Source organism: Streptomyces sp. NPDC031379, assembly GCF_055569615.1.
On sequence record NZ_JBVIIT010000010.1, the window covers coordinates 166,105 to 190,581 of the forward strand.

20 protein-coding genes and 3 pseudogenes are annotated in these 24,477 nt (G+C 73.0%); 10 read left to right on the forward strand and 13 right to left on the reverse strand.

Annotated features, from left to right (window positions below; translation table 11 throughout):
• Positions 1-68 precede the first annotated feature (68 nt).
• Both ACZ5CW_RS16860 and ACZ5CW_RS16865 read right to left on the reverse strand, forming a co-directional pair.
• On the reverse strand, positions 69-446 hold the full coding sequence (locus tag ACZ5CW_RS16860; protein ID WP_468601871.1) for a DUF2795 domain-containing protein: 378 nt from the start codon (positions 444-446) through the stop codon (positions 69-71).
• Between the two features lie 105 nt (positions 447-551).
• Positions 552-2,348, reverse strand: coding sequence for a thiamine pyrophosphate-requiring protein (locus ACZ5CW_RS16865; protein ID WP_468601873.1), 1,797 nt, complete (start codon positions 2,346-2,348; stop codon positions 552-554).
• Positions 2,349-2,688: 340 nt separating this feature from the next.
• On the opposite strand from ACZ5CW_RS16865, the gene ACZ5CW_RS16870 reads away from it, so the two are divergent.
• The 3 genes from ACZ5CW_RS16870 (at position 2,689) to ACZ5CW_RS16880 (ending at position 6,422) form a co-directional block, all read left to right on the forward strand.
• Complete coding sequence (locus tag ACZ5CW_RS16870; protein WP_468601875.1) at positions 2,689-3,807, forward strand: hypothetical protein; 1,119 nt, start codon at positions 2,689-2,691, stop codon at positions 3,805-3,807.
• A gap of 258 nt (positions 3,808-4,065) precedes the next feature.
• Positions 4,066-5,322, forward strand: a complete 1,257-nt coding sequence (locus ACZ5CW_RS16875; RefSeq protein ID WP_468601877.1) for an aminotransferase class I/II-fold pyridoxal phosphate-dependent enzyme — start codon at positions 4,066-4,068, stop codon at positions 5,320-5,322.
• Positions 5,319-6,422: an MBL fold metallo-hydrolase gene (locus tag ACZ5CW_RS16880; protein WP_468601879.1), complete on the forward strand. Its 1,104-nt coding sequence runs from the start codon at positions 5,319-5,321 to the stop codon at positions 6,420-6,422. Before ACZ5CW_RS16875 ends, ACZ5CW_RS16880 begins: the two co-directional genes overlap by 4 nt.
• A gap of 17 nt (positions 6,423-6,439) precedes the next feature.
• Here ACZ5CW_RS16880 and ACZ5CW_RS16885 read toward each other — a convergent pair whose 3' ends face one another.
• Entirely contained in the window at positions 6,440-7,051 is a 612-nt protein-coding gene (locus ACZ5CW_RS16885; protein WP_468602076.1) for a DedA family protein, read from the reverse strand.
• 17 nt (positions 7,052-7,068) lie between these two features.
• Entirely contained in the window at positions 7,069-7,842 is a 774-nt protein-coding gene (locus ACZ5CW_RS16890; protein WP_468602078.1) for an MBL fold metallo-hydrolase, read from the reverse strand.
• An 85-nt stretch (positions 7,843-7,927) separates the two neighbouring features.
• On the opposite strand from ACZ5CW_RS16890, the gene ACZ5CW_RS16895 reads away from it, so the two are divergent.
• The 4 genes from ACZ5CW_RS16895 to dnaK all read left to right on the forward strand — a co-directional run bounded on the left by ACZ5CW_RS16895 (position 7,928) and on the right by dnaK (position 13,271).
• Complete coding sequence (locus ACZ5CW_RS16895; RefSeq protein ID WP_468601881.1) at positions 7,928-8,359, forward strand: hypothetical protein; 432 nt, start codon at positions 7,928-7,930, stop codon at positions 8,357-8,359.
• 165 nt (positions 8,360-8,524) lie between these two features.
• Entirely contained in the window at positions 8,525-10,699 is a 2,175-nt protein-coding gene (locus tag ACZ5CW_RS16900) for a phage holin family protein (RefSeq protein ID WP_468601883.1), read from the forward strand.
• A 139-nt stretch (positions 10,700-10,838) separates the two neighbouring features.
• Entirely contained in the window at positions 10,839-11,264 is a 426-nt protein-coding gene (locus tag ACZ5CW_RS16905) for an OsmC family protein (RefSeq protein ID WP_468601885.1), read from the forward strand.
• A gap of 141 nt (positions 11,265-11,405) precedes the next feature.
• Positions 11,406-13,271, forward strand: a complete 1,866-nt coding sequence (gene dnaK / locus ACZ5CW_RS16910) for a molecular chaperone DnaK (protein ID WP_468601887.1) — start codon at positions 11,406-11,408, stop codon at positions 13,269-13,271.
• A gap of 8 nt (positions 13,272-13,279) precedes the next feature.
• On the opposite strand, the pseudogene ACZ5CW_RS16915 reads toward dnaK, so the two are convergent.
• The 5 genes and pseudogenes from ACZ5CW_RS16915 to ACZ5CW_RS16935 form a co-directional block, all read right to left on the reverse strand.
• Positions 13,280-13,787, reverse strand: a pseudogene (locus ACZ5CW_RS16915) (respiratory nitrate reductase subunit gamma).
• A complete protein-coding gene (narJ, locus tag ACZ5CW_RS16920) occupies positions 13,784-14,278 on the reverse strand; it encodes a nitrate reductase molybdenum cofactor assembly chaperone (RefSeq protein ID WP_468601889.1) in 495 nt (164 codons plus the stop codon). Before narJ ends, ACZ5CW_RS16915 begins: the two are co-directional and overlap by 4 nt.
• Positions 14,278-14,891, reverse strand: a pseudogene (gene narY, locus ACZ5CW_RS16925) (nitrate reductase subunit beta); the annotation flags it as partial. The pseudogene narY and the gene narJ, both read right to left, overlap by 1 nt.
• A 195-nt stretch (positions 14,892-15,086) precedes the next feature.
• The gene (locus ACZ5CW_RS16930; RefSeq protein WP_468601891.1) at positions 15,087-15,950 is read right to left on the reverse strand and encodes a helix-turn-helix domain-containing protein; all 864 of its coding nucleotides are present in this window, start codon (positions 15,948-15,950) and stop codon (positions 15,087-15,089) included.
• Between the two features lie 108 nt (positions 15,951-16,058).
• Positions 16,059-16,886 carry a helix-turn-helix domain-containing protein gene (locus ACZ5CW_RS16935; protein WP_468601893.1) on the reverse strand — a complete coding sequence of 276 codons (828 nt, stop codon included), beginning with the start codon at positions 16,884-16,886 and terminating at the stop codon, positions 16,059-16,061.
• Positions 16,887-17,063: 177 nt separating this feature from the next.
• Between ACZ5CW_RS16935 and ACZ5CW_RS16940 the strand changes: the two genes are divergently transcribed.
• The 3 genes from ACZ5CW_RS16940 to ACZ5CW_RS16950 all read left to right on the forward strand — a co-directional run bounded on the left by ACZ5CW_RS16940 (position 17,064) and on the right by ACZ5CW_RS16950 (position 19,622).
• A complete protein-coding gene (locus ACZ5CW_RS16940; protein WP_468601895.1) occupies positions 17,064-17,369 on the forward strand; it encodes a 4a-hydroxytetrahydrobiopterin dehydratase in 306 nt (101 codons plus the stop codon).
• A gap of 5 nt (positions 17,370-17,374) precedes the next feature.
• Complete coding sequence (locus ACZ5CW_RS16945) at positions 17,375-18,181, forward strand: class I SAM-dependent methyltransferase (RefSeq protein ID WP_468601898.1); 807 nt, start codon at positions 17,375-17,377, stop codon at positions 18,179-18,181.
• A 241-nt stretch (positions 18,182-18,422) separates the two neighbouring features.
• Complete coding sequence (locus tag ACZ5CW_RS16950) at positions 18,423-19,622, forward strand: low temperature requirement protein A (protein WP_468601899.1); 1,200 nt, start codon at positions 18,423-18,425, stop codon at positions 19,620-19,622.
• 79 nt (positions 19,623-19,701) lie between these two features.
• Here the strand turns inward: ACZ5CW_RS16950 and ACZ5CW_RS16955 are convergent, their stop codons facing one another.
• The 4 genes and pseudogenes from ACZ5CW_RS16955 to ACZ5CW_RS16970 form a co-directional block, all read right to left on the reverse strand.
• Positions 19,702-19,878, reverse strand: coding sequence for a hypothetical protein (locus ACZ5CW_RS16955; protein ID WP_468601900.1), 177 nt, complete (start codon positions 19,876-19,878; stop codon positions 19,702-19,704).
• Positions 19,879-19,972: 94 nt separating this feature from the next.
• The gene (locus ACZ5CW_RS16960) at positions 19,973-20,776 is read right to left on the reverse strand and encodes an MBL fold metallo-hydrolase (RefSeq protein WP_468601901.1); all 804 of its coding nucleotides are present in this window, start codon (positions 20,774-20,776) and stop codon (positions 19,973-19,975) included.
• Between the two features lie 162 nt (positions 20,777-20,938).
• Positions 20,939-21,145 (reverse strand): annotated as a pseudogene (locus tag ACZ5CW_RS16965) (hypothetical protein); the annotation flags it as partial.
• A gap of 177 nt (positions 21,146-21,322) precedes the next feature.
• Positions 21,323-24,238, reverse strand: coding sequence for a glycoside hydrolase family 48 protein (locus ACZ5CW_RS16970; protein WP_468601902.1), 2,916 nt, complete (start codon positions 24,236-24,238; stop codon positions 21,323-21,325).
• Between the last annotated feature and the right edge of the window lie 239 nt (positions 24,239-24,477).

Here is a 24,477-nt window from a genome sequence, read left to right on the forward strand (position 1 = left end):
GAACCGTGTCGTGACGTCCCCGACGTCGACGGTCGCGTCGCGCGCGATCTCCGCCGCCCGGCTCCGGCTCATTCGCCGCCCGCCAGCGCCTTCGCCAGGTGCTGGATGTTGTCGTAGCGGTCCTGGTGCGACAGCCTCGCCACCGCGTCGACCAGAGTGCCGGGCGCGTTGCTCCGGCGCAGTGCCCGCGCCAGCTCCCCCGCCTTCGCGGGAAACGCGTGCCGGTTCAGGTTGCGCGCCAGCTCCAGCCGCAGCCGCTCCAGCGACGCGGGCGATCCCAGACCGCCCACCGGCCCGCTCCAGACCTCCGGGTCGTCGTCCGCGGCCGGCTCCGGATCGTGCCACTCCTCGACGCGCGTCGGATGCCCGGACCTCAGCAGGTCCTTCAGCTCGTGCTTCATCTCGTCGTCCCGGTGGACGCTCAGCCGGTCACTGCCTCGCTGCATGTCTCCCTCCAGAGGGTCGAAGGTCCGCACCGCGTACCCGGCGGCCGGAGACCGACACCCGCTCCGGCCGCCGGAAACCGGCCGTTCCACTCCCGCACGTCCCGGCTACCGCCTGCTCCGGCCCGGCAGGAACTCCTGCATCTTCGCCTTCAGCCCGTGCTTCATCACCGAACCCCGGTCGGCGTCGCCCTTGAGGATCGACGCGGCCGTCGCCTCCATCTGCTCCCAGGTGGCGTGCGGCGGGATCGGCGGTACGGCGGGGTCGGTGAGGAACTCGATCACGGCCGGCCCGTCGGCCTCCAGGGCCGCCCGCCAGCCGGCCTCCACCTCCTCCGGCTTCTCCACCCGGACGCCGGTCAGCCCCAGCGAACGGGCGAACGCGGCGTACTGCACGTCCGGGATCGCCTGCGACGGCAGGAAGGACGGGGCGCCCTCCATGGCCCGCATCTCCCACGTCACCTGGTTCAGGTCATGGTTGTTCCACACGCCCACCACCAGCCGCGGATCCGACCAGCGGTCCCGGTACTTCGCGGCGGTGATCATCTCCGCCAGCCCGTTCATCTGCATCGCTCCGTCCCCGACCAGCGCGAACACCGGCCGGTCCGGATGCGCGAACTTCGCGCCGATGGCGTACGGCACACCCGGCCCCATCGTCGCCAGCGTCCCGGACAGCGAGCCCCGCATGCCCGGCCGCATGGTGATGTGCCGGGCGTACCAGTTGGCGACCGACCCGGAGTCGGAGGTGACGATCGCGTTGTCCGGCAGCAGTGGATCCAGGGCGCGGGCCACGTACTCCGGGTTGATCGGATCGGCCGACAGACCCGCCCGCCGCTCCATCGTCTCGTGCCAGCGGCGCACGTTCGCGCACACCGTGTCGTACCACTCACGCCCGCCGCGGTCGCTCGTCAGCAGCGGGATGAGCCGCTGCAGCGTCGCCCGGGCGTCACCGACGAGATTCACCTCGTACGGGTACCGCATACCGATCATGTGCGGATCGAGATCGATCTGCACGCCCCGTGCCTTGCCGAAGTCCGGCATGAACTGCGTGTACGGGAACGACGAACCGATCGTCAGCAGCGTGTCGCAGTCGCGCATCAGCTCGTACGACGGCCTGCTGCCCAGCAGGCCGATCGGCCCGGTGACGTACGGCAGCTCGTCGCTGAGGACGTCCTTGCCGAGCAGCGCCTTCGCGACACCCGCGCCGAGCAGCTCGGCGATCTCCCGCACCTCTGCGACCGCGCCCGCCGCACCCTGTCCGACCAGGACGGCCACCTTGTCGCCCGCGTTCAGGACGTCCGCCGCCCGGCGCAGCGCCTCGTCCGTCGGGATCGCCGTGTAGTCGCTCATGCCCAGGCTGGAGGGCACCATCTTGAACTCGTGCGTCGGTGGCGAGTAGTCCAGCTCCTGCACGTCACCGGGGATGATCAGCGCGGTCGGGCAGCGGCGCGCGTACGCCGTACGGATCGCCCGGTCCAGCACGTTCGGCAGCTGCTCGGGCACCGTCACCGTCTCCACGAACTCCGAGGCGACGTCCTTGTACAGCGAGTGGAGGTCCACTTCCTGCTGGTAGGAGCCGCCCATCGCGGTCCGGTTCGTCTGACCGACGATCGCCAGCACCGGCACGTGGTCCAGCTTGGCGTCGTACAGGCCGTTGAGCAGGTGGATCGCGCCAGGTCCCGAGGTCGCCGCGCACACGCCGAGCCTGCCGCTGAACTTGGCGTACCCGACGGCCTCGAACGCCGACATCTCCTCGTGCCGGGACTGGATGAACCGCGGCCGGTCGTCGGCGCGGCCCCAGGCGGCGAGCAGCCCGTTGATTCCGTCGCCCGGATAGCCGAAGACCTGCTCCACGCCCCAGGCGCGCAGGCGTTCGAGGATGTGGTCGGAGACCTTGGTGCTCATGGAGGGACCTCCCCGGTGCGGTACGAAGCGGACGATCCGGTCAGCCCCTACCGAGTCACCTGGGTGGGGGACGGAAAACCTCGTGGGCCGCCGTCAGCCCCCTGTCGGCACGGCCGGCCGCCACCCGCACGCCGGAGCGTCCCTCCGTCACCCGGCCGGCCGTTCGTGTCCCGCGAATGGGCTGCGGCCGCGCGCGGTACGACGCGGCGCGGGCTGTGATGGCAGCGAGGGCGCGACCCGTGCCCGGACCCGTGGCCCGCACGGCCGTACCGCCGTACCGGTGCCCCGGCGTACCGCCGCCGCCCGACCCATACGCCGCAGCCGCCGAGGAGCACGTCCCATGCGCCGCACCGTCCGTGCCCTGTCCGTCGCCTTCGTCGCCGGTGCCGCGCTCGCCCTCGCCGGGCCCGCCGCCCTCGCGGATCCCGCCGCCGACGCCAGTCCCGGCACCGTCCGGCCCGGCGGCACCGTCACCGTGTCCGTGACCTGCGACGCCGTCACCGGCTCGGTGCCGCGGACCCTCGAGGCCACCTCACCGGGCTTCGAGGGCGGCACCACGCATCTGACCCGGGTCACCGGCACCACCGGCCTCGCCTACCGGGGCACCGCCCGCGTGGCCGCCGGCGACACGGCCGTGGTGGATCCCGCCGGCGATCCCCAAGGCGATTCCGCCGGCGATCTCATAGGCGCTCCCGCCGGCGATTCCACAGGCGCTCCCGTCGGCGCCGAGGAGGCCGCCGACCCTGCCGGCGCGGGCACCGAGGACGACCCCGCCGGTACCGGCCGGGACGCTGCGTGGACCGTCGACGGGGCCTGCCCGGGCACCACCGGCGCAGCCGGCAAGCCGTGGAGCGCGACCTACACCGTCGACGGCGGCGGCAGCAGCGAAGGGGGCGACGGCGACGGCGGCGAAGAGGACGACGACGGCGCCGGCGTCGGTTCTTCGTGCGCCGGGCCGGAGCCCTGCGACGACACCCAGGCCTGCCGGGACGCCACGCCGTGCGCCGACGACGGCCGGTGCCGGGAAGCCGGTGCCTGCCAGGACGACGCGCGCTGCCGGCCGGACGCGGCCTGCCCGGACCCCTCCCCGTGCCAGAAGGACGAGGGCAAGGACGGAGCCAACGGCGAGGGCGAAGGCGAGGACGAGGACGAGCCGTGTCAGGGAGCCGGGCGGCAGTGCACCGGCACCGGCTCCTGCCCCGACGACGGCGGCCGGTGCGGGCAGTCCCACGGCGGGTCCTGCCCGGACGGACAGACCTGCCGTGAGCCGCACGGCAGCGACGGATGCGCCCAGGCATCCGTGCAGCACGGAGTGGAGGCCGGAGTGGGAGGCACCTTCAACGACTCGGTCCCGGCCCTCGTCGCCGGCGGTGTGCTCATCGCCGCCGCCTGCGGCGCGGCCGCCTACCGGGTCCACGGCCGCAGACGGTCCGCGGGAGGCCGGCCCACGGGGATGTGACCCGGACAACTCCGGGCACCGGCCATGGAGCGCCGTCCGGCGGGTACACACCCTCCCGAGGACACACCGGCCCACGGGCACCACACGCACCACCGCACCGGCGACGACGGAGCCCCGCGGGACGGCGGACCACGGCCGGCGGGCCCCCGCACCTCACAGGTGGACAGCACACAACGGCGGACAGCACACAGCGGTTCCCGAAGGCACCACGGCCCGGACGGGACGGCACCCGGCACCACGGACTGCGCGGAGGCGGACATGCGGCGGACGGACCACGAGGGCCACGGCCCCGTCCGCTACGGCCCGCCCCTGCCCGGCGACGGCCTGCCCGTGCTCCCCGAACTGTCCGCCGTCCTCGCCGCCGCCGCGCACCGCGCCGACGCCCTGCCCGTCGGCGGCGCCCCCGCCCTGCTGGAAGCGGCCTGCGGCTACTGGACCCGCCGCGGACTGCCCTGCGTCCCCGACCGGGTGGCCGCCGGTCCCGGCGCCCCCGCCCTGCTGCTCGCCCTCACCGCCGCCCTGGCCGGGGACGGCGCCGACGTTCTCGTACCCCGCCCCTGCGCCGCCTGGTGGGCGCCCTACGCCCGGCTGCTGGGCCGGCCCGTCTTCCACGTGCCCACGCCCGCCGAGAGCGGTGGCGTCCCCGACCCGTACGCCCTGCTGGAGACCGTGCGCCGGGTCCGCGCCGAGGGCGGCGACCCACGGCTGCTGGTGCTGTCCGTCGCCGACGACCCCACCGCCACCGTCGCCCCGCCCGAACTGCTGCACGAGACCATCGAGGCCGCCACGGCCGAGGGACTGCACCTGGTCAGCGACGAGACCTGGCGCGACACGCTGCACGACCCCCACGGGACCGTGCTGCTCAGCCCCGCCGAGATGCAGCCCGACCGGGTCACCGTCGTCACCGACCTGGCCGGTTCCCTGCTGCCCCTCGGCTGGCCCGCCGCCATCGCCCGCTTCCCGGCCACCGAGACCGGGCAGCACCTCCACGCGCGCGTGCTCGACATCCTCACCGCGCTCGGCGCCCGGATCGCGGCCCCCGTCGCCGCGGCCGCCGGATACGCCCTCGACGAACCCCCGCCCGTCATCGAGCGCCGCGAGGCCACGGTACGGCTGCACGCGCGCGTGGCCGCCGCCGCGCACGCCGCGGTCGTCGCCGTCGGCGGCCTCGCCCGCCCGCCCCAGGCCGGCCGTCATCTCTACGCCGACCTCGGTCCGCTGCGTGAAGCGCTCGCCGCTCAAGGGGTCGGCGACGCACAGGAACTGGAGGACCTCCTCACCGCCCGGCTCGGCATGCCCGCGCCGGGCGGCCACCGCTTCGGCGACGACCTCGGAGCCCTGCGCGTACGGCTCTCCACCGGGCCCCTGCTGGGCGGCACGGACGAGGAACGCACGGAATGCCTCACGTCACCCGCGCCGCTGGAACTGCCGCACGTGCAACGCGCGTTGATCTCCTTGAGGTCGGTCCTCGACGATCTCCGCGACGACGCTCAGCGATGGGAGCATCCTCGATGACGCAGCAGACGCACGAGCCCGGATCGACCACGGCGACCACGACGACCACGACGCCCCCCGCGACCGCCGGGACCCCGACGCCGGAGGCCGCCCGCAAGGCCGATGTGCCGGCCCCGCTCGCGCGCCCCTTCCCCCCGCTGGCCGAGCCCCGCCCCCTCGGTGAACACCGGGTCTGGCCACGGACCTTCCACGACCGGCTCACCGCCCCCCTGCCCGGCCTGAAGGCCCTCGCCCGCTTCGCCCGCGAAGGCGCCGTACGCCCCGGCCCGGAGGGCCTCGCCGACATCCCCCGCATCCCGTACGCGCCCGCCCCGCTGCCGCGCGTCGGCACCCGCACCCTCGCCGTCACCTGGGCGGGACACGCGAGTTGGGTCCTGCGGATCGGTGGCCTGACCGTCCTCACCGACCCCGTGTGGTCCCGCCGCATCCTCGGCACCCCGGCCCGTGTCACCCCCGTCGGCGTCGCCTGGGACGCGCTGCCCCGCGTCGACGCCGTCGTCATCAGCCACAACCACTACGACCATCTCGACGCCCCCACCCTGCGCCGGCTCCCGCGCGACACCCCGGTGTTCGTGCCCGCGGGCCTCGGCCGCTGGTTCCACCGCCGCCGGTTCACCCGCGTCACCGAGCTGGACTGGTGGGAAGGCGCGGAACTCGCCGGTGTCCGCTTCGACTTCGTGCCCTCGCACCACTGGTCCAAGCGCACCCTCACCGACACCTGCCACAGCCTCTGGGGCGGCTGGGTCCTCACCGCCTCCGACGGACAGCGCCTGTACTTCGCCGGCGACACCGGTTACGGCCACTGGTTCTCCCGCATCGGCCGCCGCTACCCCGGCATCGACCTCGCCCTGATGCCCATCGGCGCCTACGACCCCCGCTGGTGGCTCAGCGACGTCCACTGCGATCCGGAAGAAGCCGTCCAGGCCACCCTCGACCTAGGGGCCCGCCGCATGGCCCCCATGCACTGGGGCACCTTCATCCTCTCCGCCGAACCGGTCCTTGAACCACTCACCCGGGCGCGGACGGCCTGGGAGAAGGCGGGGCTGGCGCGTGAGGACCTGTGGGATCTGCCGGTGGGGGCATCGAAGACCCTGGAGTGAAGCGCCCTTCAGGGGTGCTACCGCAGACGGCGCACCGCACCCGGCACCGCGCTGATCGCCAGGGTCAGCGCGACCGCCACCACGACCCCTTCCCAGGGCTCCGCGAACAACGAACCCCCCACCACACCGATCACCTGATACGTGGCCGCCCACGCCAGACACGCGGGCAGATTCCCCCGCGCGAACCTCCGCAACGGCCACTCCGCCAGCAGGCAGGCCAGCATCACCGGTATGCGCCCGGCGGGGACGAGCCGGGACAACACCAGCACCGCGACGCCATGCTCGGCCAGCTTCCCCCGTGCCTGCGCCAGCCGCTCCTCCGGCGCCCGCGACCGGATCGCCTCCAGCCACCGTGAGCCGTTCTTCGACCGCATCCCGCGCCGCCCCAGCCAGTACAGCGCCGCATCCCCCAGGAACGCGGCCAGCGACGCCGTCACGAACACCAGGGCCAGCGAGAACGGCTCCGTCTGATGGAACGCCACCACCGCCGCCGAACTCACCAGCGCCCCGGTCGGCACCACCGGCACCAGCGCGCCGATCAGCACCAGCAGGAACAGCGACGGATAACCGAGGGCCTGCCGCGTCGACTCCGGCGGCACGCTCGAGGTGGACGCGGCGGCGAGCACCACGGCCAGGGCGGACCGGCTCACCGGGCGACCTCCAGCCGGACACTCTCCCCGTGCCCCAGCTTGTGCACCGCCACCCGCGGCGCGGCCGCGGCCGCCAGCCGCACGAACTCGTCGCCCGGCGCGTGGAACTCGTGCGGGCGCACCGCGTCCATCCCGATCGGCCAGTACGTCCCGTAGTGCACCGGCACCGCGACCCGCGGCGCCAGCCGGGCCAGTGCACGCGCCGCCCGCCCCGCGTCCAGATGCCCCTCACCGAGATACGGTCCCCAGCCGCCCACCGGCAGCAGGGCCACGTCCACCGGCCCGACCCGCTCGGCCATGGCGTCGAACAGCCCGGTGTCCCCGGCGAAGTAGGTGCGCGCCTCGCCCACCACGACGTAGCCGAGCGCCGGTGAGCGGTGCGGGCCCACCGGCAGCCGCCGCCCGTCGTGCAGTGCGGGCACCACCCGCACCAGCAGGTCGCCGGCCCGCACCTCGTCCCCGGGGGCCACCTCGGTGATCCGCAGCCCCCGCAGCCGGCGCAAACCGGGTACCGCCCGTTGTGCGCCCCGGGGCACGAGCAGGCGCGTGCCCGGGGCGAGGCCGGCCAGCGAGGGCAGATGCAGATGGTCCGCGTGCAGGTGACTGACGAGCACGACGTCGGCGCGGCGGGCCTCGGCCGGCGGCACGGCACCCCGGCGGCGCCGCAGATGCGCCAGCCGCCGGGCGAACAGAGGATCGGTGAGCACCCGCGTGTTCGCATCCTCCACCGTGCAGGTTGCGTGACCCCACCAGGTGATCTCCACCGGCACCTTCTTCGCCTCCTTCACGCGACTCCCCGAAGCCTACGGGCAGGAGTAGGGTCGGCGGCGAAACCCGGAGGTGAGGGGGGACGCCATGGGACAGCTGCGGGGTGCCTTCGGCGCGATCATGCCGGTGCGGGTCACCTCCATCGCGAGCCTGACGCCTCTGGAGGAGCTGGAGGCCGACCCCTTCCTGGTGGACTCCCGCAGCCAGCACGCGATGTGCGCCCGCTGGGCGGCCGAGCGCGGGTACGTGATCGCCCGCGAACTGCTCGTCGGCGGCCTGCGTTTCGACCACTGTGCCCTGTGGGACGGGGTACGGCCCGGGGTGGACCTGTTCGTCGCGCCCAGCCTGCGGGTGCTCGAGCGAGCCCTGTCGTCGGTGGAGGAGTTCACCGCCGAGTGCGCGCGCCGGGGTGTGCGCGTGGAGACGGTGGGGCGGGCCGAGCCGTCGTACGACGCGCAGATGAAGGCCCGCGTGCACCGGCGCCTGTCGATGCCGACGGCCGGGTACGACGGGCGGTGACGCCCCTCCCGTGACCCGCCCGGACCGGGGTGTCCGCCCGGTATGACCCCGTGCGGGCTGTGCCCGGTATGACAAGGTGGAGCCCGGCCTGGTCGGCCGAGCGAAGCGAGTCGGGGGTCCCCCGCCCGGAGGGCGGGGAGGGCAGGGACGTGAGGTGTGCGGGGCGTGCGAGGCGTGCGGTGGCGGCGGATCGCCAGTCAGGTCGGGCGGAGCATCACCGTATGGGCGGTCTCCACGCTCACCATGCTGGTCCTCGCCGGGCTGCTGCCCGACTTCCAGCTCCAGTCCGCCGACGGCGACAGCGCCACCCGTATCGCCATCACCGCCGCCTGCGGGGCCGGCGCCTTCGGTGTGCTCTCGGCCGTCGTCTGGCCGCTCCTGGTACGGCTGCTGCTGCTGGTGCCCGCCCTGGTGATCGGCCTGCTGGTCTTCTTCCTCAACGGCTCCCTGCTGCTGCTCGCCCTGCGCATCAACCCCTCCGGCCGCGGGGAGGCCGCCCCGGAGACCGCCGTCATCGTCGCCGCCGTGATGTCCGCCGTCGCCTCGGCCACCGGCGCGGCCCTCGCCGTACGCGACGACGAGACCTACCGCCGCCGCCTGCACCGGCTCGCCACCCGCAGCCGGCGGGCCGAGCCGCCCTGCCCCTCCGCCCCCGGCCTGGTCTGCGTCCAGCTCGACGGCGTGGGCCACGACGTGCTCACGCGGGCGGTCGCAGGGGGCCTGATGCCGACCGTCGCCCGCTGGCTGGCCACGGCCGACGGCATGCAGCGAGCCGACGGCACACCGCCGACGGGCCTCGAAGCGGCAGGCGACGGCACACGGCCGGCAGGCGTCGGGACGCACGCGGTGACCGACCGCACGCGGCCCACCCACCGCCTCACCGCCTGGCGCACCGACTGGTCCAGCCAGACCGGCGCCAGCCAGCTCGGCATCCTGCACGGCAGCACCTTCGACGTGCCGGCCTTCCGCTGGTACGAGAAGGACCGGGGGGAGGTGATGGTGAGCAACCGTCCGACGAGCGCCGCCGAGCTGCAGCGCCGCGCCATCCAGCACACCGGCGACGGTGGGCTGCTCACCCTGGACGGCGCCAGCCGCGGCAATCTCTTCAGCGGCGGCGCCGGCGAACAGGCCCTCGTCCTGTCCATCGCCGCCCGCCGCCGCAGCCGGGAGAACCGTTCCCGCGCCGGTTACTTCGCGTACTTCTCCGACCCCGCCAACGCCGTGCGCACCGCCCTGTCCTTCGTCGCCGAGGTGGTCCGCGAGATCGGCCAGTCCACCCGCGCCCGGGTCCGCAGGACGCGCCCCCGGGTCAGCCGCGGCGGGCTCTACCCCTTCGTCCGTGCCTTCGCCACCGTCGTCGAACGGGACGTCGTCGTCGCCGCGGTGATGGGCGACATGCTGGCGGGCCGCACCGCCGTCTACGCCGACCTCGTCGCCTACGACGAGGTCGCCCACCACTCCGGACCGCACAGCCGGGACGCCGAGAAGGTGCTGCAGCGCCTGGACCGGTCCCTCGCCCTCCTCGAGCGGGTCGCCGAACACGCCCCGCGCCCCTACCGGATCGTCGTCCTGTCCGACCACGGACAGAGCCCCGGCGAGACCTTCCGGGCCCGCTACGGCCTCACCCTCGGCGACCTGGTCCGGGCCGGCTGCGGACTGCCCGTACCCCGCCGCGCCGAACGCACCCGCAGCGGCGCCGAGGCCCGCGCCGCCGTCCGCGCGGCCCTGCGCCGGCCCGTGGAGGAGAGCGGCGCCCACCACCGTTCCTCCCGCGACTCGGAGCCGATCGTGCTGGCCTCCGGCAACCTCGGTCTGGTCTCCTTCCCGGACGTGCCGCACCGCATGACCAAGGAGGAGATCGACACCCGCCACCCCGCCCTGCTCACCACCCTCGCCAACCACCCCGGCGTCGGTTTCCTGCTGGTGCGCAGCGAGGCACACGGCGGCGTGGTGCTGGGCGCCTACGGCGCCGAGATACCGCTGGCCGACCTCGACGACACCTGCGGCCCGCTGGCCCGCTTCGGCCCCGGCGCCGCCGACGCCGTCCGCCGCACCCACTCCTTCCCGCACACCGCGGACATCATGGTGAACTCCGCCCACGACCCCGCCGACGGCGAAGTCCTCGCCTTCGAGGAGCAGATCGGCTCCCACGGCGGCCTCGGCGGCGCCCAGTCGCGCCCGTTCCTGCTCTCCCCGCGGGAGCTGTCCGCGCCCGTCGGGGACGGGGAGCGGCTGACCGGCGCCGAGCACGTGCACCGCGTCCTGCGCCGCTGGCTGAGCGAGCTGGACGGACCGCAGGTGCCGCTCACCACGGACGTGGAGGAGGAGCGGGCCGCCTGAGAGCCGGCCCGGCCGGCAGCGTGCCGGTCACCTCCCGTTCACCCCGCGTGGGCCGGTCTTCGGAGTGGGACGAGCCCGGATGTGATCGGATAGGGACCAGAGAATCCTGGAAACGGGACCCCACGCGAAAGGAACCATCGTGGCTACCACGCGCACCGCACACACCGTCTGGGAAGGCAACCTGCTCGAGGGCAACGGCGTCGTCACCTTCGACTCCTCCGGCATCGGCCAGCAGCCGGTCACGTGGGCCTCGCGCGCCCAGGACGCGAACGGCAAGACCAGCCCCGAGGAACTGATCGCCGCCGCCCACTCCAGCTGCTTCTCCATGGCCCTCTCGCACGCCCTGGCCGGCGCCGGCACCCCGCCCACCCGGCTGGAGACCAACGCCGACGTCACCTTCCAGCCCGGCGAGGGCATCACCGGCATCCACCTCACCGTGCGCGGCCAGGTGCCCGGCCTGGACGCGGAGGGCTTCGCCTCGGCCGCCGAGGACGCCAAGAAGAACTGCCCGGTCAGCCAGGCCCTGACCGGTACGACCATCACGCTGACGGCAGAGCTGGCCTGACCCGCCCTGCCCGCTCGGCGACGCCGCGTCCCCGCCCGGGGGCGCGGCGTCGCCGTTTCCGGGCACTCGTCCATTGACAGGGCCGTACGCACGTTCTGTGCTGGAAGGGTGGCAGGCGCCCTCGGCGGAAGGGAACGGACCATGACACGCGCGGTCGGGATCGATCTCGGGACGACGAACTCGGTGGTGGCCGTCCTGGAGGGCGGCGAGCCCACGGTCGTCGCCAATGCGGAGGGTGCGCGGACCACACCGTCGGTGGTGGCGTTCGCCAAGAACGGCGAGGTGCTGGTCGGCGAGGTCGCCAAACGGCAGGCCGTGACGAACGTGGAGCGCACCGCCCGCTCGATGAAGCGGCACATGGGCGACGCGGCCTGGCGCTTCCCCGAGCAGGGCACCGTCGACGGCGCCCGGCTGCGGGCCCAGGAGCTGTCGGCGCGGGTGCTGCAGAAGCTGAAAAGGGACGCGGAGGCCTACCTCGGCGAGGACGTCACGGACGCCGTGATCACCGTACCCGCGTACTTCGACGACACCCAGCGGCAGGCCACCAAGGAGGCCGGGGAGATCGCCGGCCTGAAGGTGCTGCGGATCATCAACGAGCCGACGGCCGCCGCCCTCGCCTACGGCCTGGACCGGGGCGAGGAGCAGACCGTCCTGGTCTTCGACCTCGGCGGCGGCACCTTCGACGTGTCCCTGCTGGAGATCGGCGACGGCGTCATCGAGGTGAAGGCCACCAACGGCGACACCCACCTCGGCGGCGACGACTGGGACCAGCGGGTCGTCGAGCACCTGGTCAAACGGTTCAAGGGGCAGTACGGCATCGACCTGGCGGCCGACAAGATGGCGGTGCAACGGCTGCGGGAGGCCGCCGAGAAGGGCAAGATCGAGCTGTCCTCCTCCTCGGAGACCTCGATCAACCTGCCCTACATCACCGCCTCCGCCGAGGGCCCGCTGCACCTGGACGAGAAACTGACCCGCGCCCAGTTCCAGGAGCTGACCGCCGACCTGCTGGACCGCTGCAAGACGCCCTTCCACCAGGCGGTGCGCGACGCCGGCGTGGAGCTGTCCGCGATCGACCACGTCATCCTGGTCGGCGGCTCCACCCGGATGCCCGCGGTCACCGACCTGGTCAAGGAACTCACCGGGAAGGAGCCGCACAAGGGCGTCAACCCGGACGAGGTCGTCGCGGTCGGCGCGGCCCTCCAGGCGGGTGTCCTGCGCGGCGACGTCAAGGACGTACTGCTGCTCGACGTCACCCCGCTGTCCCTGGGCATCGAGACCAAGGGCGGCATCATGACCAGGCTGATCGAGCGCAACACCACGATCCCGACCCGCCGTTCGGAGATCTTCACCACCGCCGCCGACAACCAGCCCTCGGTCGGCATCCAGGTCTACCAGGGCGAACGCGAGATCGCCGCCTACAACAAGAAGCTGGGCGTCTTCGACCTCACCGGCCTGCCGCCCGCCCCGCGCGGCGTCCCGCAGATCGAGGTCGCCTTCGACATCGACGCCAACGGCATCATGCACGTCTCCGCCAAGGACCTCGCGACCGGCCGCGAGCAGAAGATGACCGTCACCGGCGGCTCCGCCCTGCCCAAGGACGACATCGACCGCATGATGCGGGAGGCGGAACAGTACGCGGAGGAGGACCGCAACCGCCGCGAGGCCGCCGAGACCCGCAACCAGGCCGAACAACTCGTCTACCAGACCGACAAGTTCCTCCGTGACAACCAGGAACGCGTGCCCGCCGACACCCGCCGGGAGGTCGAGGAGGCGATCAAGGACCTCAGGACCCTGCTGGAACAGAACGCGGACACCGCCGCCCTGCGCACCGGCGTCGACAGGCTCGCCACCGTCAGCCAGAAGGTGGGGCAGGCGATGTACTCTCAGGCCCAGCCGTCGGCCGCCGACGGTCCGGCCGGGGAACAGAGCGCGGGCGCCGACGAGGAAGGCGTGGTGGACGCGGAGATCGTCGACGAGGACCGGGACGCGAAGGGCGGCGCGGCCTGAGAAACCTCCTAACCGCCCAGCCGCTCCCAGCCCCGCCGCTCCGGTCGCGGCCCCAGCTGCCGGGGATCCCGCGTCCGGTAGACCGCGTACGGGCGGAACAGGTACTGCACCGGCGCGCTGAACATGTGCACCAGCCGGCTGTAGGGCACGAACGCGATCAGCAGCATGCCGATCACCGCGTCGTGCGGCGGCGGTAGACGAGCAACCCGATCCCGGCGACCGTCAGCGCCCCGGCCGCCGTGCCGCCGTACAGCGAGAACAGGTGGTACGTGCGCTCGTCGACCCCGATGGCCTCCGTCCAGGACGCCGGCACGAACAGGCCGACGAGGTGCCGGTGAGCACGAACAGGATGCCGTAGTGGAAGACCGGCGAGGCGATGTTCAGCAACCGCGACTCGTACACCTGGGACGAGCGCGTGGTCCAGCCGTACTTGTCGTAGCGGTAGCGCCAGACGAGGCCGGCCACCAGCAGGGCGAGCGCCATGTAGGGCAGGGCGCTCCACAGGAGTGTGGTCATCGGCGCACCCCGGTGTGTGCGGCGGGCAGAGCGGCGCACACCGCGTCCAGGACGCCGGCGTACGGTGTGCCGTAGGCGGTCAGTCGTGTCCGCAGCTCTTCCAGGGCGTCGCGGTGTTCGGTCAGCAGTCCGGTGTCGCCGGTCCGCGCGGTGAACTCCAGCACCGCCGGCAGGAAGTCCGGCAGCTCCTCGCCGCTGAACTCCAGGCCGTGCGCGCGGTAGACCTCCTTGAACCGGACCAGGGACATCCCGCGCCGCCGGGTGTCGCCGTCGTGCCACCAGCTCAGGTACAGGCTGTGCCGGTTCCTGAAGTCGAAGACCTGCACATAGTGCGCGGCCAGCTCCTGCGGCGGGGTGACGGCCGCGTGGTCGGTGAACGCCCGCAGCTGCGGGGCGGCTTCGCGCAGCAGCGGCAGCCGGGCGACGAAGTCCTCGTCCGGGTAGGTCAGGCAGAGCGCCGCCGCCTGGTACAGCACCGCGTCCGCGGGCATCACGCCTCCTTCGCGTCGTCGGACGTCTGCCGCCGGCGCAGCAGGTGGAAGTTCTCCGCGGAGACCAGCGGCAGGTTCCTGCGGCCGGAGTCCTGCCCGAAGGGGCCGTCGCCGCCCATGCCGGGCCCGCCGTCGTACTCGAGGCTGCACCCCTCGGGCAGCGCCGACTCCTCCAGCCGGCGGGCGTCGCCCACGGCGGCCGTCGGGATGACGTACCGGTCCTCGTACTTGGCGATCGCCAGCAGCCGGTACATCTCCTCGATCTCGTCCGGCTCCATCCCGACCGCTGCGGCGACCGAGGCGTCCGGTGCCTCGCCGAGGTTGACCGCCCGCATGTGGGAGCGCATCGCCGCGAGTTTCTCCAGGGTGGCGCGCACCGGCGCGGTGTCGCCCGCGGTGAACATCTCCGCCAGGTACTCCAGCGGGATGCGCAGCGTGTCGATCGCGCCGAACAGATGGGAAGCGTCCTCCCCGTCGTACCCGGTCTCGGTCAGCGCGTCCACGACCGGCGACAGCGGCGGGATGTACCAGACCATCGGCAGCGTCCGTACTCCGGATGCAGCGGCAGTGCCCCCCGGTACCTGCTGATCAGCGCGTGGACGGGGGTCGGACGCGGGCGTGCCGGGCCGGAACCACCGCCCGGCCGACAGCAGGGCCGCACCGGGCTCCTTGGCCGGTATCTGCGTGTCGGTCACGTGCGCTCCCTCGGCTCACCCCGTATGTCGAACCTAGGGGCGGCCGCCGGAACGCACCCCTTCAGGGACCCGTACGGGTCATCCGGGATGCGGACGGGGCCGAAGAGCCGGGGTCAGAGGTTCTCGCGCCACTCCCGCAGAAGCTTCCTGGTGCGCTGCGCGGAGGCCGCCCGGGCCGTCATGTGGTCCAGCACCTCCAGATGCGCGGCGACCTCCCGGCGCGAGTCCAGGTAGAGCGCGCCGGTCAGGTACTCGGTGAACACCATGTCCGGCAACTCCGGCTCGCCGAACCGGAACAGCGTGAAGGGTGCGTACGTGCCCGGATGCGGGCCGGCCGCGAACTCGGCGAGCTGCAGCGTGACCCGGTCCCGTTCCGCGTACTCCAGCAGCCGGTCCAGCTGGTCCCGCATCACCTCGGACCGCACGCTCACCGGACGCCTGAGCGCCGTCTCGTCCATGATGACCCACAGGTGGGGCGGATCGTGCCGCTCCAGCAGCCGCTGCCGTTCCATGCGCAGCGACACATGCCGCTCGATCGTCTCCGGCTCGCGCTGCCCGATCGTCCCGGCCTCCAGCACCGCCCGCGCGTACTCCTCGGTCTGCAGCAGCCCCGGCACGAAGTGCGGCTCGTAGGAGCGGATGACCCGGGCGGCGCCCTCCAGGCTGACGTACAGGCTGAACCAGTCCGGCAGCACATCGTGGAAGCGCTGCCACCAGCCGGGCTGGTTCGCCTCCTCGGCCAGCCGCACGAACGCGGCCGCCTCCTCCTGCGCCACCCCGTAGGTGGAGAGCAGCACCTGCACGTACGGGATCTTCAGCGCGACCTCGGCCATCTCCATGCGCCGCACGGTCGCCGAGGCCACCCGCAGCACCCGGGAGGCCTCCTCACGGCTCAGCCCGGCCGCCTCCCGCAGCTCCTGCAACCGCTTGCCGAGCACCACCTGGCCCACGGTGGGCGCAGCCCGCCGCTCACTCACGCCACGCCCTCCCCTACGCGCCGAAGTACGCGGGCAGTCTGTCACGGGATGCCGCCTCGCACACGCTCTCGAGGGGACGCGGTGCCGGCCCGCTCGCGCGGGCGGTGGTCAACCGGCCAAGGTGTGCAGGTACTTGGTGGTCGCCGGGTCCGCCGGCAGGAACGTCTCGATGGCGAGTTCGGCGACCGTGACATCCATCGGCGTGTTGAACGTGGAGATCGACGACACGAAGGACAGGGTCCGGCCGTCGTGCTCGATCCGCAGCGGCAGCGCGAAGTACGCGACCGGCTCGGCCGGTTCCGCATCAGGCACGTCCTCGGGCACCGGGTAGGCCGACACCTCCTCGTACAGGGCACGGAGCCGGTCGGAGCGGTGCAGGGCGATCTCACGCTCCATCTGTGCCAGCAGATGCCCGCGCCACTCCCGCAGGTTCCGGATGCGCGGCGCCAGCCCCCGCGGGTGCAGGGTCAGCCGCATCGCGTTCGGCGCCGGTGTCATCAGCTCCTCCGGCACGCCCTCCAGCAGCATCGCGATGCCCCGGTTCGCCGCGAGGACCGTGTAGCCGGCGTCGACCACCAGCGCGGGGTAGGGCTCGTAGCCCTGGATGAGGCGCTCCATCCCGTCGCGCAGCGCGTCCAGCGCCGGGTCGTCCAGCGGCCTCTCCGGGTAGTAGGGGGCGTAACCGGCCGCCAGCAGCAGGGCGTTGCGCTCGCGGACCGGTACGTCCAGGTGCTCGGCGAGCCGCAGCACCATCTCCTCGCTCGGCCGGGACCGGCCGGTCTCGATGAAGCTGATGTGCCGGGCGGAGGAGTCGGCACGCAGCGCCAGCTCCAGCTGGGAGATCCGGCGCCGCTCCCGCCAGGCGCGCAGGTGCGGGCCGACACCCTTGTCGGCGGCGGACGCGGTGACGGAAGGACCGGGCGCGACAATGGTCATACCGACGACCCTAATCGACGCCCGCGCGGACGGCCGAGGCGCCGGTGGAGTGCGCCGGCCGCCGGCGTGGCAGGCTGAACACGTACCCGCCTTCCCCGGAGGGGACGCCCTCGAGGGACACCCGCGGGGCAGACACCCCCGAGGGGGACGCCCGCCGACACCAAGGGAGACCCGGCCATGGCCGTCGAACCGCTGTCGCAGAAGGAGATCGAGGACCGGCTGGCCGAGCTGCCCGGCTGGTCGGTGGACGGTGACCGGCTCACCCGCTCCTATCGGCTCGGCTCGCACTTCGCGGCGGCGGCGCTGGTCGTGCACATCGCCGGCATCCAGGACGAGCTGGACCACCACTCCGACCTGACCCTCGGCTACGACACCGTCTCCCTCAGCGTGCACACCCACAGCGCCGGCGGCGCCGTCACCGCGAAGGACTTCGGTCTCGCCCGCAAGGTGGAGGACATCGCCCCAGGTCACGGCGCACACTGAGGGACGTGCTCGACTACGACGAGGAAGCCCGCCACTACGACGCCTCCCGCGGCGGAGAGGCCCGCGCCGCGGCCGCCGCGCAGGCCCTCCTCACCCTGCTGCCCGACACCCCGGGCCGTCTGCTCGACGTCGCCTGCGGCACCGGGATCGTCACCCGGCGACTGGCCGCCGCCCGCCCCGGGCTGCGGGTGACGGGCGCCGACCTCACCCGCGCCATGGTCGGCATGGCCTCGGCCCGGCTGCCCGGCTCCGTCGTGCGGGCCGACAGCTGCCGGCTGCCCTTCCGCACCGGCAGCGTCGACGCGGTCACCACCGTCTGGCTACTGCATCTGCTGGACCCCGAGAGCGTCCGCGCCGTCGTCGCCGAGTGCGCCCGGGTGCTGCGGCCCGGCGGGGTCTACGTCACCACCGTCGACAAGGCCGACGCGCACGACGTCGGCAGCGACATCGACGCCGTCCTCGCCTCCCGCCCGCGCCGCCCCGCCGCGGACGCCGCCGGTCCGGTCACCGCGCACGCCACCCGGCACGGGCTGCTGCCCTCGGGCCGCGCCTCCTTCCGCGGCGTCGGGCAGGGCCGTAGTCCCCGCGGCACCATCGCCGACCTGCGCCGCGGCTGGTTCACCCTGCTGCCCCCGGGCGAGCCGCGCAGCGAGGAGTTCGCCACGCGTCTGGCCCGCCTCCCGGACCAGGACCGGCCCCGCGACGACCCGTCCTTCAGCCTGTGCGCCTTCCGCAAGCCGACGGCCGCCCCGGCCCTGCCGGGCCCCCGGTCTCCTGCCCCGGCCGGCGAAGACGGAGCCGCCGCCAGGTGAGGTGCCGCCGGGCCCGCACCCGGTGTTCCCGCCCGGCGTGCGCTCTCGGGCAAGTCCCCGTGCACGGGCGGACCAGGGCCGCCGTCCGGCCGCCCTAGCGTCAACGGGACAGCCGTGCCCGGTAAGGCGGCGGTACGAGGAGAGGCATGAGCGCGAACGACCACCTGATCCACCCCCGTCCCCCCGTTCACCGGACCCACGAGACGGCCCCGGGAGCCCTCCGCTGAACCGCGCCACGACCATGCGGGCGTACCCGGGCGCCGGGCGATGGCGCACCATGGTGGGCCGCGACCCCGGCGAGCCGCACCGGGCCGCCACCTCGCTGGAACTCTTCTTCGACCTGTGCTTCGTCGTCGCGGTGGCGCAGGCGTCCGCGAGCCTGCACGGGGCGCTGGCGGAGGGCGACCACGCCACCGGTGCCCTGCGCTTCGCGCTGGTCTTCTTCACCATCTGGTGGGCGTGGATGAACTTCACCTGGTTCGCCTCCGCCTACGACCCGGACGACGTCCCGTACCGGCTGACGGTGCTGGTGCAGATCACCGGCTCGCTCGTCCTCGCCGCCGGTGTGCGCCGCGCCTTCGGGGACGGGGATCTGCGCGTCATCACGCTCGGGTACGTCGTGCTGCGGACGGCACTGGCCGCGCTCTGGCTGCGTGCCGCGCTGTCCGACCCCGCCCGGCGCAGGACCACGCTGCGCTTCGCCACGGGGGTGACGGTGTGTCAGCTCGGCTGGGTGGGGCTGCTCCTCGCCCCGCCGCCGGTGCGGCTGCCGGGCATCGTGGTGCTGATCGCGGCCGAGGTGTCCGTTCCCCTGTGGGCGCAGTCCGCCGGGATGACCCCCTGGCATCCGCACCACATCGCCGAGCGCTACGAACTGTTCACCCTCATCGTCCTCGGCGAGTCCGTCGCCGCCGCCACCGTCGCCGTCCGCGGCGCCTTCGACAGGCACCACGGCACCGGCGCGCTGTACGCGCTGGCGGGCGGCGGCCTGCTCATGGCCTACGCCATGTGGTGGCTGTACTTCGCCAGACCCGCGCACACCCTGCTCGCCACGACGCACCAGGCCCACCGCCGCAGATTCCCGTGGGCCTACGGCCACTACCTGATCTTCGCCTCGGCGACCGCCGAGGGCGCCGGCCTGGCCGCGTACGCCGATCACGTCACGCGGCACAGCGGCGCGTCACCGACCGCCGCCGGTGCCGCGGTGACCGTTCCGGCGGCCGTCTTCCTGATCACGGTGTGGGCGGTGCACCTCCGGCCGCACCAGAGGAGCGCGGCCGAGCGGATCCCGTTCCCCGTCGCCGCGGCCGGTGTCCTCCTGGCCACCTGGGCGCCGGCACCAGCGCTGCTCGCCGGTGCGACGCTGGCGGTCCTGGTCGCCGTGGCCGGTCACGGCCACGCGTCCGGCGCCCCGGCCGCACGGACCTGCCCATGCCGGTGAGCAGCCGCTCAGCAGGAGCGCGCCGCTCACCGAGGGGCATCCGCGCCGTTGCGAACCGCAGGGCGAAACCGGAACGCGCTCACGCGGTCCTGAGGTCGTCCGACCGCTCGCCCTCAGCCTGGGACGGCTCGGTCCTGGGCACGTCCGGATGCTGCTCCTGGACTGCGGGCTCGTCCGCTTCGTCGCGCTCGCCCTCGGCCTGGGAGGGCGTACGCGCATACAGGTCGAAGTCGTGATCCGAGGCTCCGGATTTCATGACGGGCCTCCTTGGGGTCGCTCTTCTTCCATCCTCCTGCTTCGAGCGGGGCAGAGCGAGAGCAGCCGGCCGGCCGATGCGGGGCCCCGCGATGTCAGTCGCCGGGGTCGCCCTGCTGGAAGCGCAGATAGCGGTCGACCGACCGCCGCAGCACCTCGTTGCCGTCGCCGGTGACCACCCGGTGCCACCACGCGCCGTAGATCCGGTCGAAGCGGTGGCGCTGCAGCAGCTCCGCGGCGGCGCGTACGGCCTCCGGGCGCTCGGGGATGTGGTTGGCGTAGCTGTACATCAGCGTGACCCAGCGCGGGTCCGGGCAGACGTTGACGACATCGCCGGTGAACAGAGCGCCCTGGCCCGCGCTCCAGTGCAGTACCGCGCTGCCGGGGAAGTGGACGCCGGGGTTGATCAGCGTCAGCTCCTCGGTGAGCCGGTGCGTCCGGCCCGACCAGAAGCGCAGCGCGGCATCGGGCCGGCCCACCCACCGGCGGTCCGCCTCGTGCAGGTACACGGGGGCGTCGAAGGCGTGCGCCCACTCGACCATGGCGGAGTAGAAGTGCGGGTGGCTGATGGCGATCATCGAGATCCCGCCGACCTCCTCCACCGCCCGGACCATCGCGTCGTCGAGGTAGGGCACGCAGTCCCACAGCACGTTCCCGGACGCCGTGCGCAACAGCAGGGCGCGCTGGCCGATGGCGAAGTCGGGCGTGACGCCGATGCCGAGCACGCCCGGCCCCTGCTCCTCGAACCGGCCCTCGTGCCCGCCGTCGCGCAGCTCGGCCAGCGTGGTCCACTGCTGGCCGTCGCGCCCGACGTACTGCCGCTCGTCCAGACAGACGGGGCAGTCGGGCCGGGCGGCGCCGTACTGGGTGCCGCAGGTGCGGCAGATCGGCAGTGTCATGCCGTTGTTCCTCTCGGTGGATCGACAGGCCGGACGCAACGGTAGGACCAGGACACCGGTGCGGGGAACCGCCGGACGACCAGGTGATCCACCGTCACGCGCGCCGTCAGCCCACGCCGCAGGTCTGGTCGTCCAGCCTGAACGTCACGGGTCTCGTGTTCGCGTGCGGGCGTAGACGAGGTTCTTCTCGGAGCGGTTGAACACGATCCCGGGGACGAAGCCGCCGCCGTCGGTCCGGGCGTTCTTCCAGGTGTACGTGTCGGCGGCGAGGGTCACGTGCGGGGTGGCGGCGGCCAGTGCGGGCGGGGTCCCCGCGAGCAGTCCGGCGGCCAGCGCCAGCACGGCCGTGAGGATGCGGGTTCTGCGCACGGTGGGGTCCTTCCGTCGGGAGGAGGGCGTGAGAACCGGGCGGCCCCCCGTGCGGGTGGGGACCGCCCGGCCCACGGTGCGATGTCGCGCCCCGCGGGGGCGCGGGGAACTGCGCGACCGGCCACCGACGACCCGCGGTCCCGTGTCGGCCGATGCCGCGCAGCGCCGCGTGGGGACCTACTCGAGGAGTTCCGCGTACGAGCCCATGGCCAGGGCGATGTCCGCCTCGGCCCAGAACCGGTGGTACGTGAAGACGGGCGCGGCGCCGCCCTTGAGGTAGGCCTCGATCTTCGACCAGGCCGGGTCGTTCTTGTAGAAGGACCGGATCGAGGAGAACGTGGACGCCGAGTCGATCGTGTCGCCGTTCGGCATCGTGCCGCTCCAGCCGCTCGGCACGTACACGCTGTCGCCGAACCGGCCGTAGTCGCTGCGGGTCTCGGGGACGGCGATGCCCAGGCTGTCCTGGTGGTTGTTCCACATGCCGTCCAGCAGGGCCTTCGCCGTCGACTTCGCCGTCGTGTCACCGGACTTGGCGGCGTAGTACGTCAGCGTCTTGGCGTACGCGGCCGCCACACCGACGTCGTCGGTGTAGTCGGCGACGGTGACATGAAGTCCGCTGTTCGCTCCGGGACTCGAGGCGTTCCAGGTGTCGGGCGCGCCCGACCACTGGAGGGTGGAGGGGATCCGGTAGGTGCCGTCCGGGTTGATCGTGGTCTTGGACAGCGCCCACTTCACCCACTTGTCGAGGACCGCCTTCGCCTTGGCGTCACCCGTCTGCTGGTAGTACTCGGCGACCCGCTCCATGGACCACGCCTGGAACCCGAACCACTGGTTGGAGGGCGGGTCGTGGTAGACGGGCTGCCAGTCGTAGTACATGCCGTAGAAGGTCGGGGTACCGGCCGGCGGGGTGGCGTAGCGGCCCTGCCAGCTGTTGGTCGCGCCGCCCGCGATGGCGCCCTCGGACGACTGCAGCCACTGGTAGAACTCCAGCTGCCGCTGCAGCGACTTGCTCCAGTCGGCCGCTCCGGTCGCCGACTTGGGCTTGAGGTCGGCGTAGGAGCTGAGCGCGTACGCGGCGAGGGGGTTCTGGTAGCCGCCGTGGACATGGCTGGAGCCGATGCGCCAGGCCCAGCCCGCGCTGGTGTCGGTGGCGCCGCCCCAGGCGTAGTACCAGGACAGCAGGTAGTGCGAGGCGTCCTTGCCGGTACCGGCCGCGCAGGCCGACGGGCCGACGCAGTTGCCGATCTTCTTGAAGTACTTGTCGTACATCGAGTACCGCAGGTAGTCGCCCATCTTCGCGGCCTTGGCGACCGTCGTGGACACGTCCGCGCCCTTGCCCTGCGCCTTCGCCCACACGTCCGCCCAGTAGGCGGCCTGCACCGCGCGCGCGTCCGCGTCCGGGGCGTCCGTGTACTTCCACTGCTTGGCGTAGGAGGAGTCGCCGGTGAACAGGTCCAGATAGCCGTTCTTGCCACCGTACTTGAAGGCGTCGCAGGTCGGCTGCGGGACCGTCTCCCAGACCGACTCCTGCGGGCCGCGCTGGAAGGTGTTGATGTACGACGGTCCGGTGGCCGTCGGGCCCGCCTCGCAGGAGCCGGGCTCGTTGCCGTAGCCGTAGACGTTGTCGACGTCCTGGATCCAGTGCATGCCGTAGACGTCGTCCGTGCCGTAGGCCGACTTCAGTTCACCGGCGATCGGGTCCGGGCCGACCGACACCGACGTGTCCAGCTTCGCCGGGTACTCGTTCGGGGTGTCGTACTCGGGCGCGTACGTGGCCGGCTTCGAGGCGTTGTAGAAGGAGCTGGTCGGCTGGTCGGCGTGGGTGGGGATCATGTACTTCTCCATGATCGTCCACGCGCCGTTGAACTTCGACCAGTCACCGGTGACCTTGCCGTACATCGCCTGCAGCCAGAGAAGGTAGCTGTAGGCCTCCGACGTCGTCTCGTGTCCCTGGTCCGGGGCCTCGACGATCAGCGTCTCGACCGAGTGGTACGGGATGCCCTCGGGGGAGAAGTAGCCGTTCGCCGGGTTGGTGATCTTCCCGTACAGATCCAGGAAACGGGCGTCGTACGCCTTCGACGCGGCCAGCTCCGTCACCGTGACCGTCGCCTTGGTGTGGCCGGTGGCCGAGGCGGTGAAGGTCGCGCTGCCGGTGCCGGAGGAGTCGGCCGTGACGGTCACCGTCTGCGCGGTGCTCCAATTGGCGGGCGTGAAGGTCAGCGACGAGCCGCCGGTGACCGACAGGCCCGTGTTGCCGGCCGTGCGGGCCACGCTCACCGTCACGTTCGCGCTCGGCTGCGTCGACAGCTTCACCGCGAAGGTGCCCGACTTGCCCTGCTGGACGCCTAGTTGGGCTGGTGTGGCGACCACGGCGGGCCCGGATGCGATCGTGATGCCGACCGGGGTGGAGTCCGCTGACGCACCCAGGCTGTCGTACGCCTTCGCCACCAAGGAATGACTGCCCACGGTCAAGCCGGAGGTGGAGAGCGTGTAGGGCGCGCTCGTGTCCGTCCCGAGCAGCGTGGTGTCGTCGTAGAACTCCACCTTGCTGATCGTCGCGGCGTCGGCCGCCGCCGCGGTCGCCGCGAGCGGGACCGAGTCCCCTTGGGTGTAGACCGCGCCCGCGCTCGGGCTGGTCAGCACGGTGAGCGGCGGCTGGTGCGCGCCGGCGCAGGTCGTGCCGTTGACCGCGAACGAGGTCGGCGCGGTGTTGGTGCCGCTGTAGCTGAACTGGGCGCCGGTGGAGACGGCGGCCCCCGCGGCGACGGTGCCGTTGTACGCGGCGTTCTTCACGGTGACCGCCTGGCCGGACTGGGACCAGGTGCCGTTCCAGCCGTTGGTCAGCTTCTGGTTGCCCGCGTAGGCGTACGTGAGCGTCCAGCCGTCGATCGCGGCGGTGCCGCGGTTGGTGATCGTGAGGTCGGCGGTGAAGCCGGAGCCCCAGTCGTTGGTCTTGTAGTCGACGCTGCACTGAACGGCCGCCGCGTGCGCGGGGGTCGTTCCGGTGGCGAGCATCGTCAGGGGCAGAGCGAGCGCGGCCAGGGTGGCGGTCCACCACCGCCGCGCGGCTCTGCGTCTGCGTCCGGGATCCATGTGCTGGTTCCTCCTTGCGGCGTGCGGCTCGAAGAAGTCAAGGCTTGAACCAGTGGGAGCGCTCCCATAGTGAGGACGAGCCCCTGAGCGGTCAAGGTGCTTGAAGAGTCGAAAAGATTCGACGGAGCGTGTTGAGGAAAAGACAAGCGACTCCCCTGGGCAATCCCGCCGCTTACCGCTACCTTCCTTCGCACCAGTGGGAGCGATTCCATTCAGTCGACGCGCCTGTCACGGCGCGC

Bases quoted from the DNA above. Each gene is read 5' to 3' on its own strand.
- ACZ5CW_RS16860 (WP_468601871.1), bottom strand. From the start codon at position 446: ATGCAGCGAGGCAGTGACCGGCTGAGCGTCCACCGGGACGACGAGATG.
- ACZ5CW_RS16865 (WP_468601873.1), bottom strand. From the start codon at position 2,348: ATGAGCACCAAGGTCTCCGACCACATCCTCGAACGCCTGCGCGCCTGG.
- ACZ5CW_RS16870 (WP_468601875.1), top strand. From the start codon at position 2,689: ATGCGCCGCACCGTCCGTGCCCTGTCCGTCGCCTTCGTCGCCGGTGCC.
- ACZ5CW_RS16875 (WP_468601877.1), top strand. From the start codon at position 4,066: ATGCGGCGGACGGACCACGAGGGCCACGGCCCCGTCCGCTACGGCCCG.
- ACZ5CW_RS16880 (WP_468601879.1), top strand. From the start codon at position 5,319: ATGACGCAGCAGACGCACGAGCCCGGATCGACCACGGCGACCACGACG.
- ACZ5CW_RS16895 (WP_468601881.1), top strand. From the start codon at position 7,928: ATGGGACAGCTGCGGGGTGCCTTCGGCGCGATCATGCCGGTGCGGGTC.
- dnaK (WP_468601887.1), top strand. From the start codon at position 11,406: ATGACACGCGCGGTCGGGATCGATCTCGGGACGACGAACTCGGTGGTG.
- narJ (WP_468601889.1), bottom strand. From the start codon at position 14,278: ATGCCCGCGGACGCGGTGCTGTACCAGGCGGCGGCGCTCTGCCTGACC.
- ACZ5CW_RS16935 (WP_468601893.1), bottom strand. From the start codon at position 16,886: ATGACCATTGTCGCGCCCGGTCCTTCCGTCACCGCGTCCGCCGCCGAC.
- ACZ5CW_RS16940 (WP_468601895.1), top strand. From the start codon at position 17,064: ATGGCCGTCGAACCGCTGTCGCAGAAGGAGATCGAGGACCGGCTGGCC.
- ACZ5CW_RS16950 (WP_468601899.1), top strand. From the start codon at position 18,423: ATGCGGGCGTACCCGGGCGCCGGGCGATGGCGCACCATGGTGGGCCGC.
- ACZ5CW_RS16955 (WP_468601900.1), bottom strand. From the start codon at position 19,878: ATGAAATCCGGAGCCTCGGATCACGACTTCGACCTGTATGCGCGTACG.
- ACZ5CW_RS16960 (WP_468601901.1), bottom strand. From the start codon at position 20,776: ATGACACTGCCGATCTGCCGCACCTGCGGCACCCAGTACGGCGCCGCC.
- ACZ5CW_RS16970 (WP_468601902.1), bottom strand. From the start codon at position 24,238: ATGGATCCCGGACGCAGACGCAGAGCCGCGCGGCGGTGGTGGACCGCC.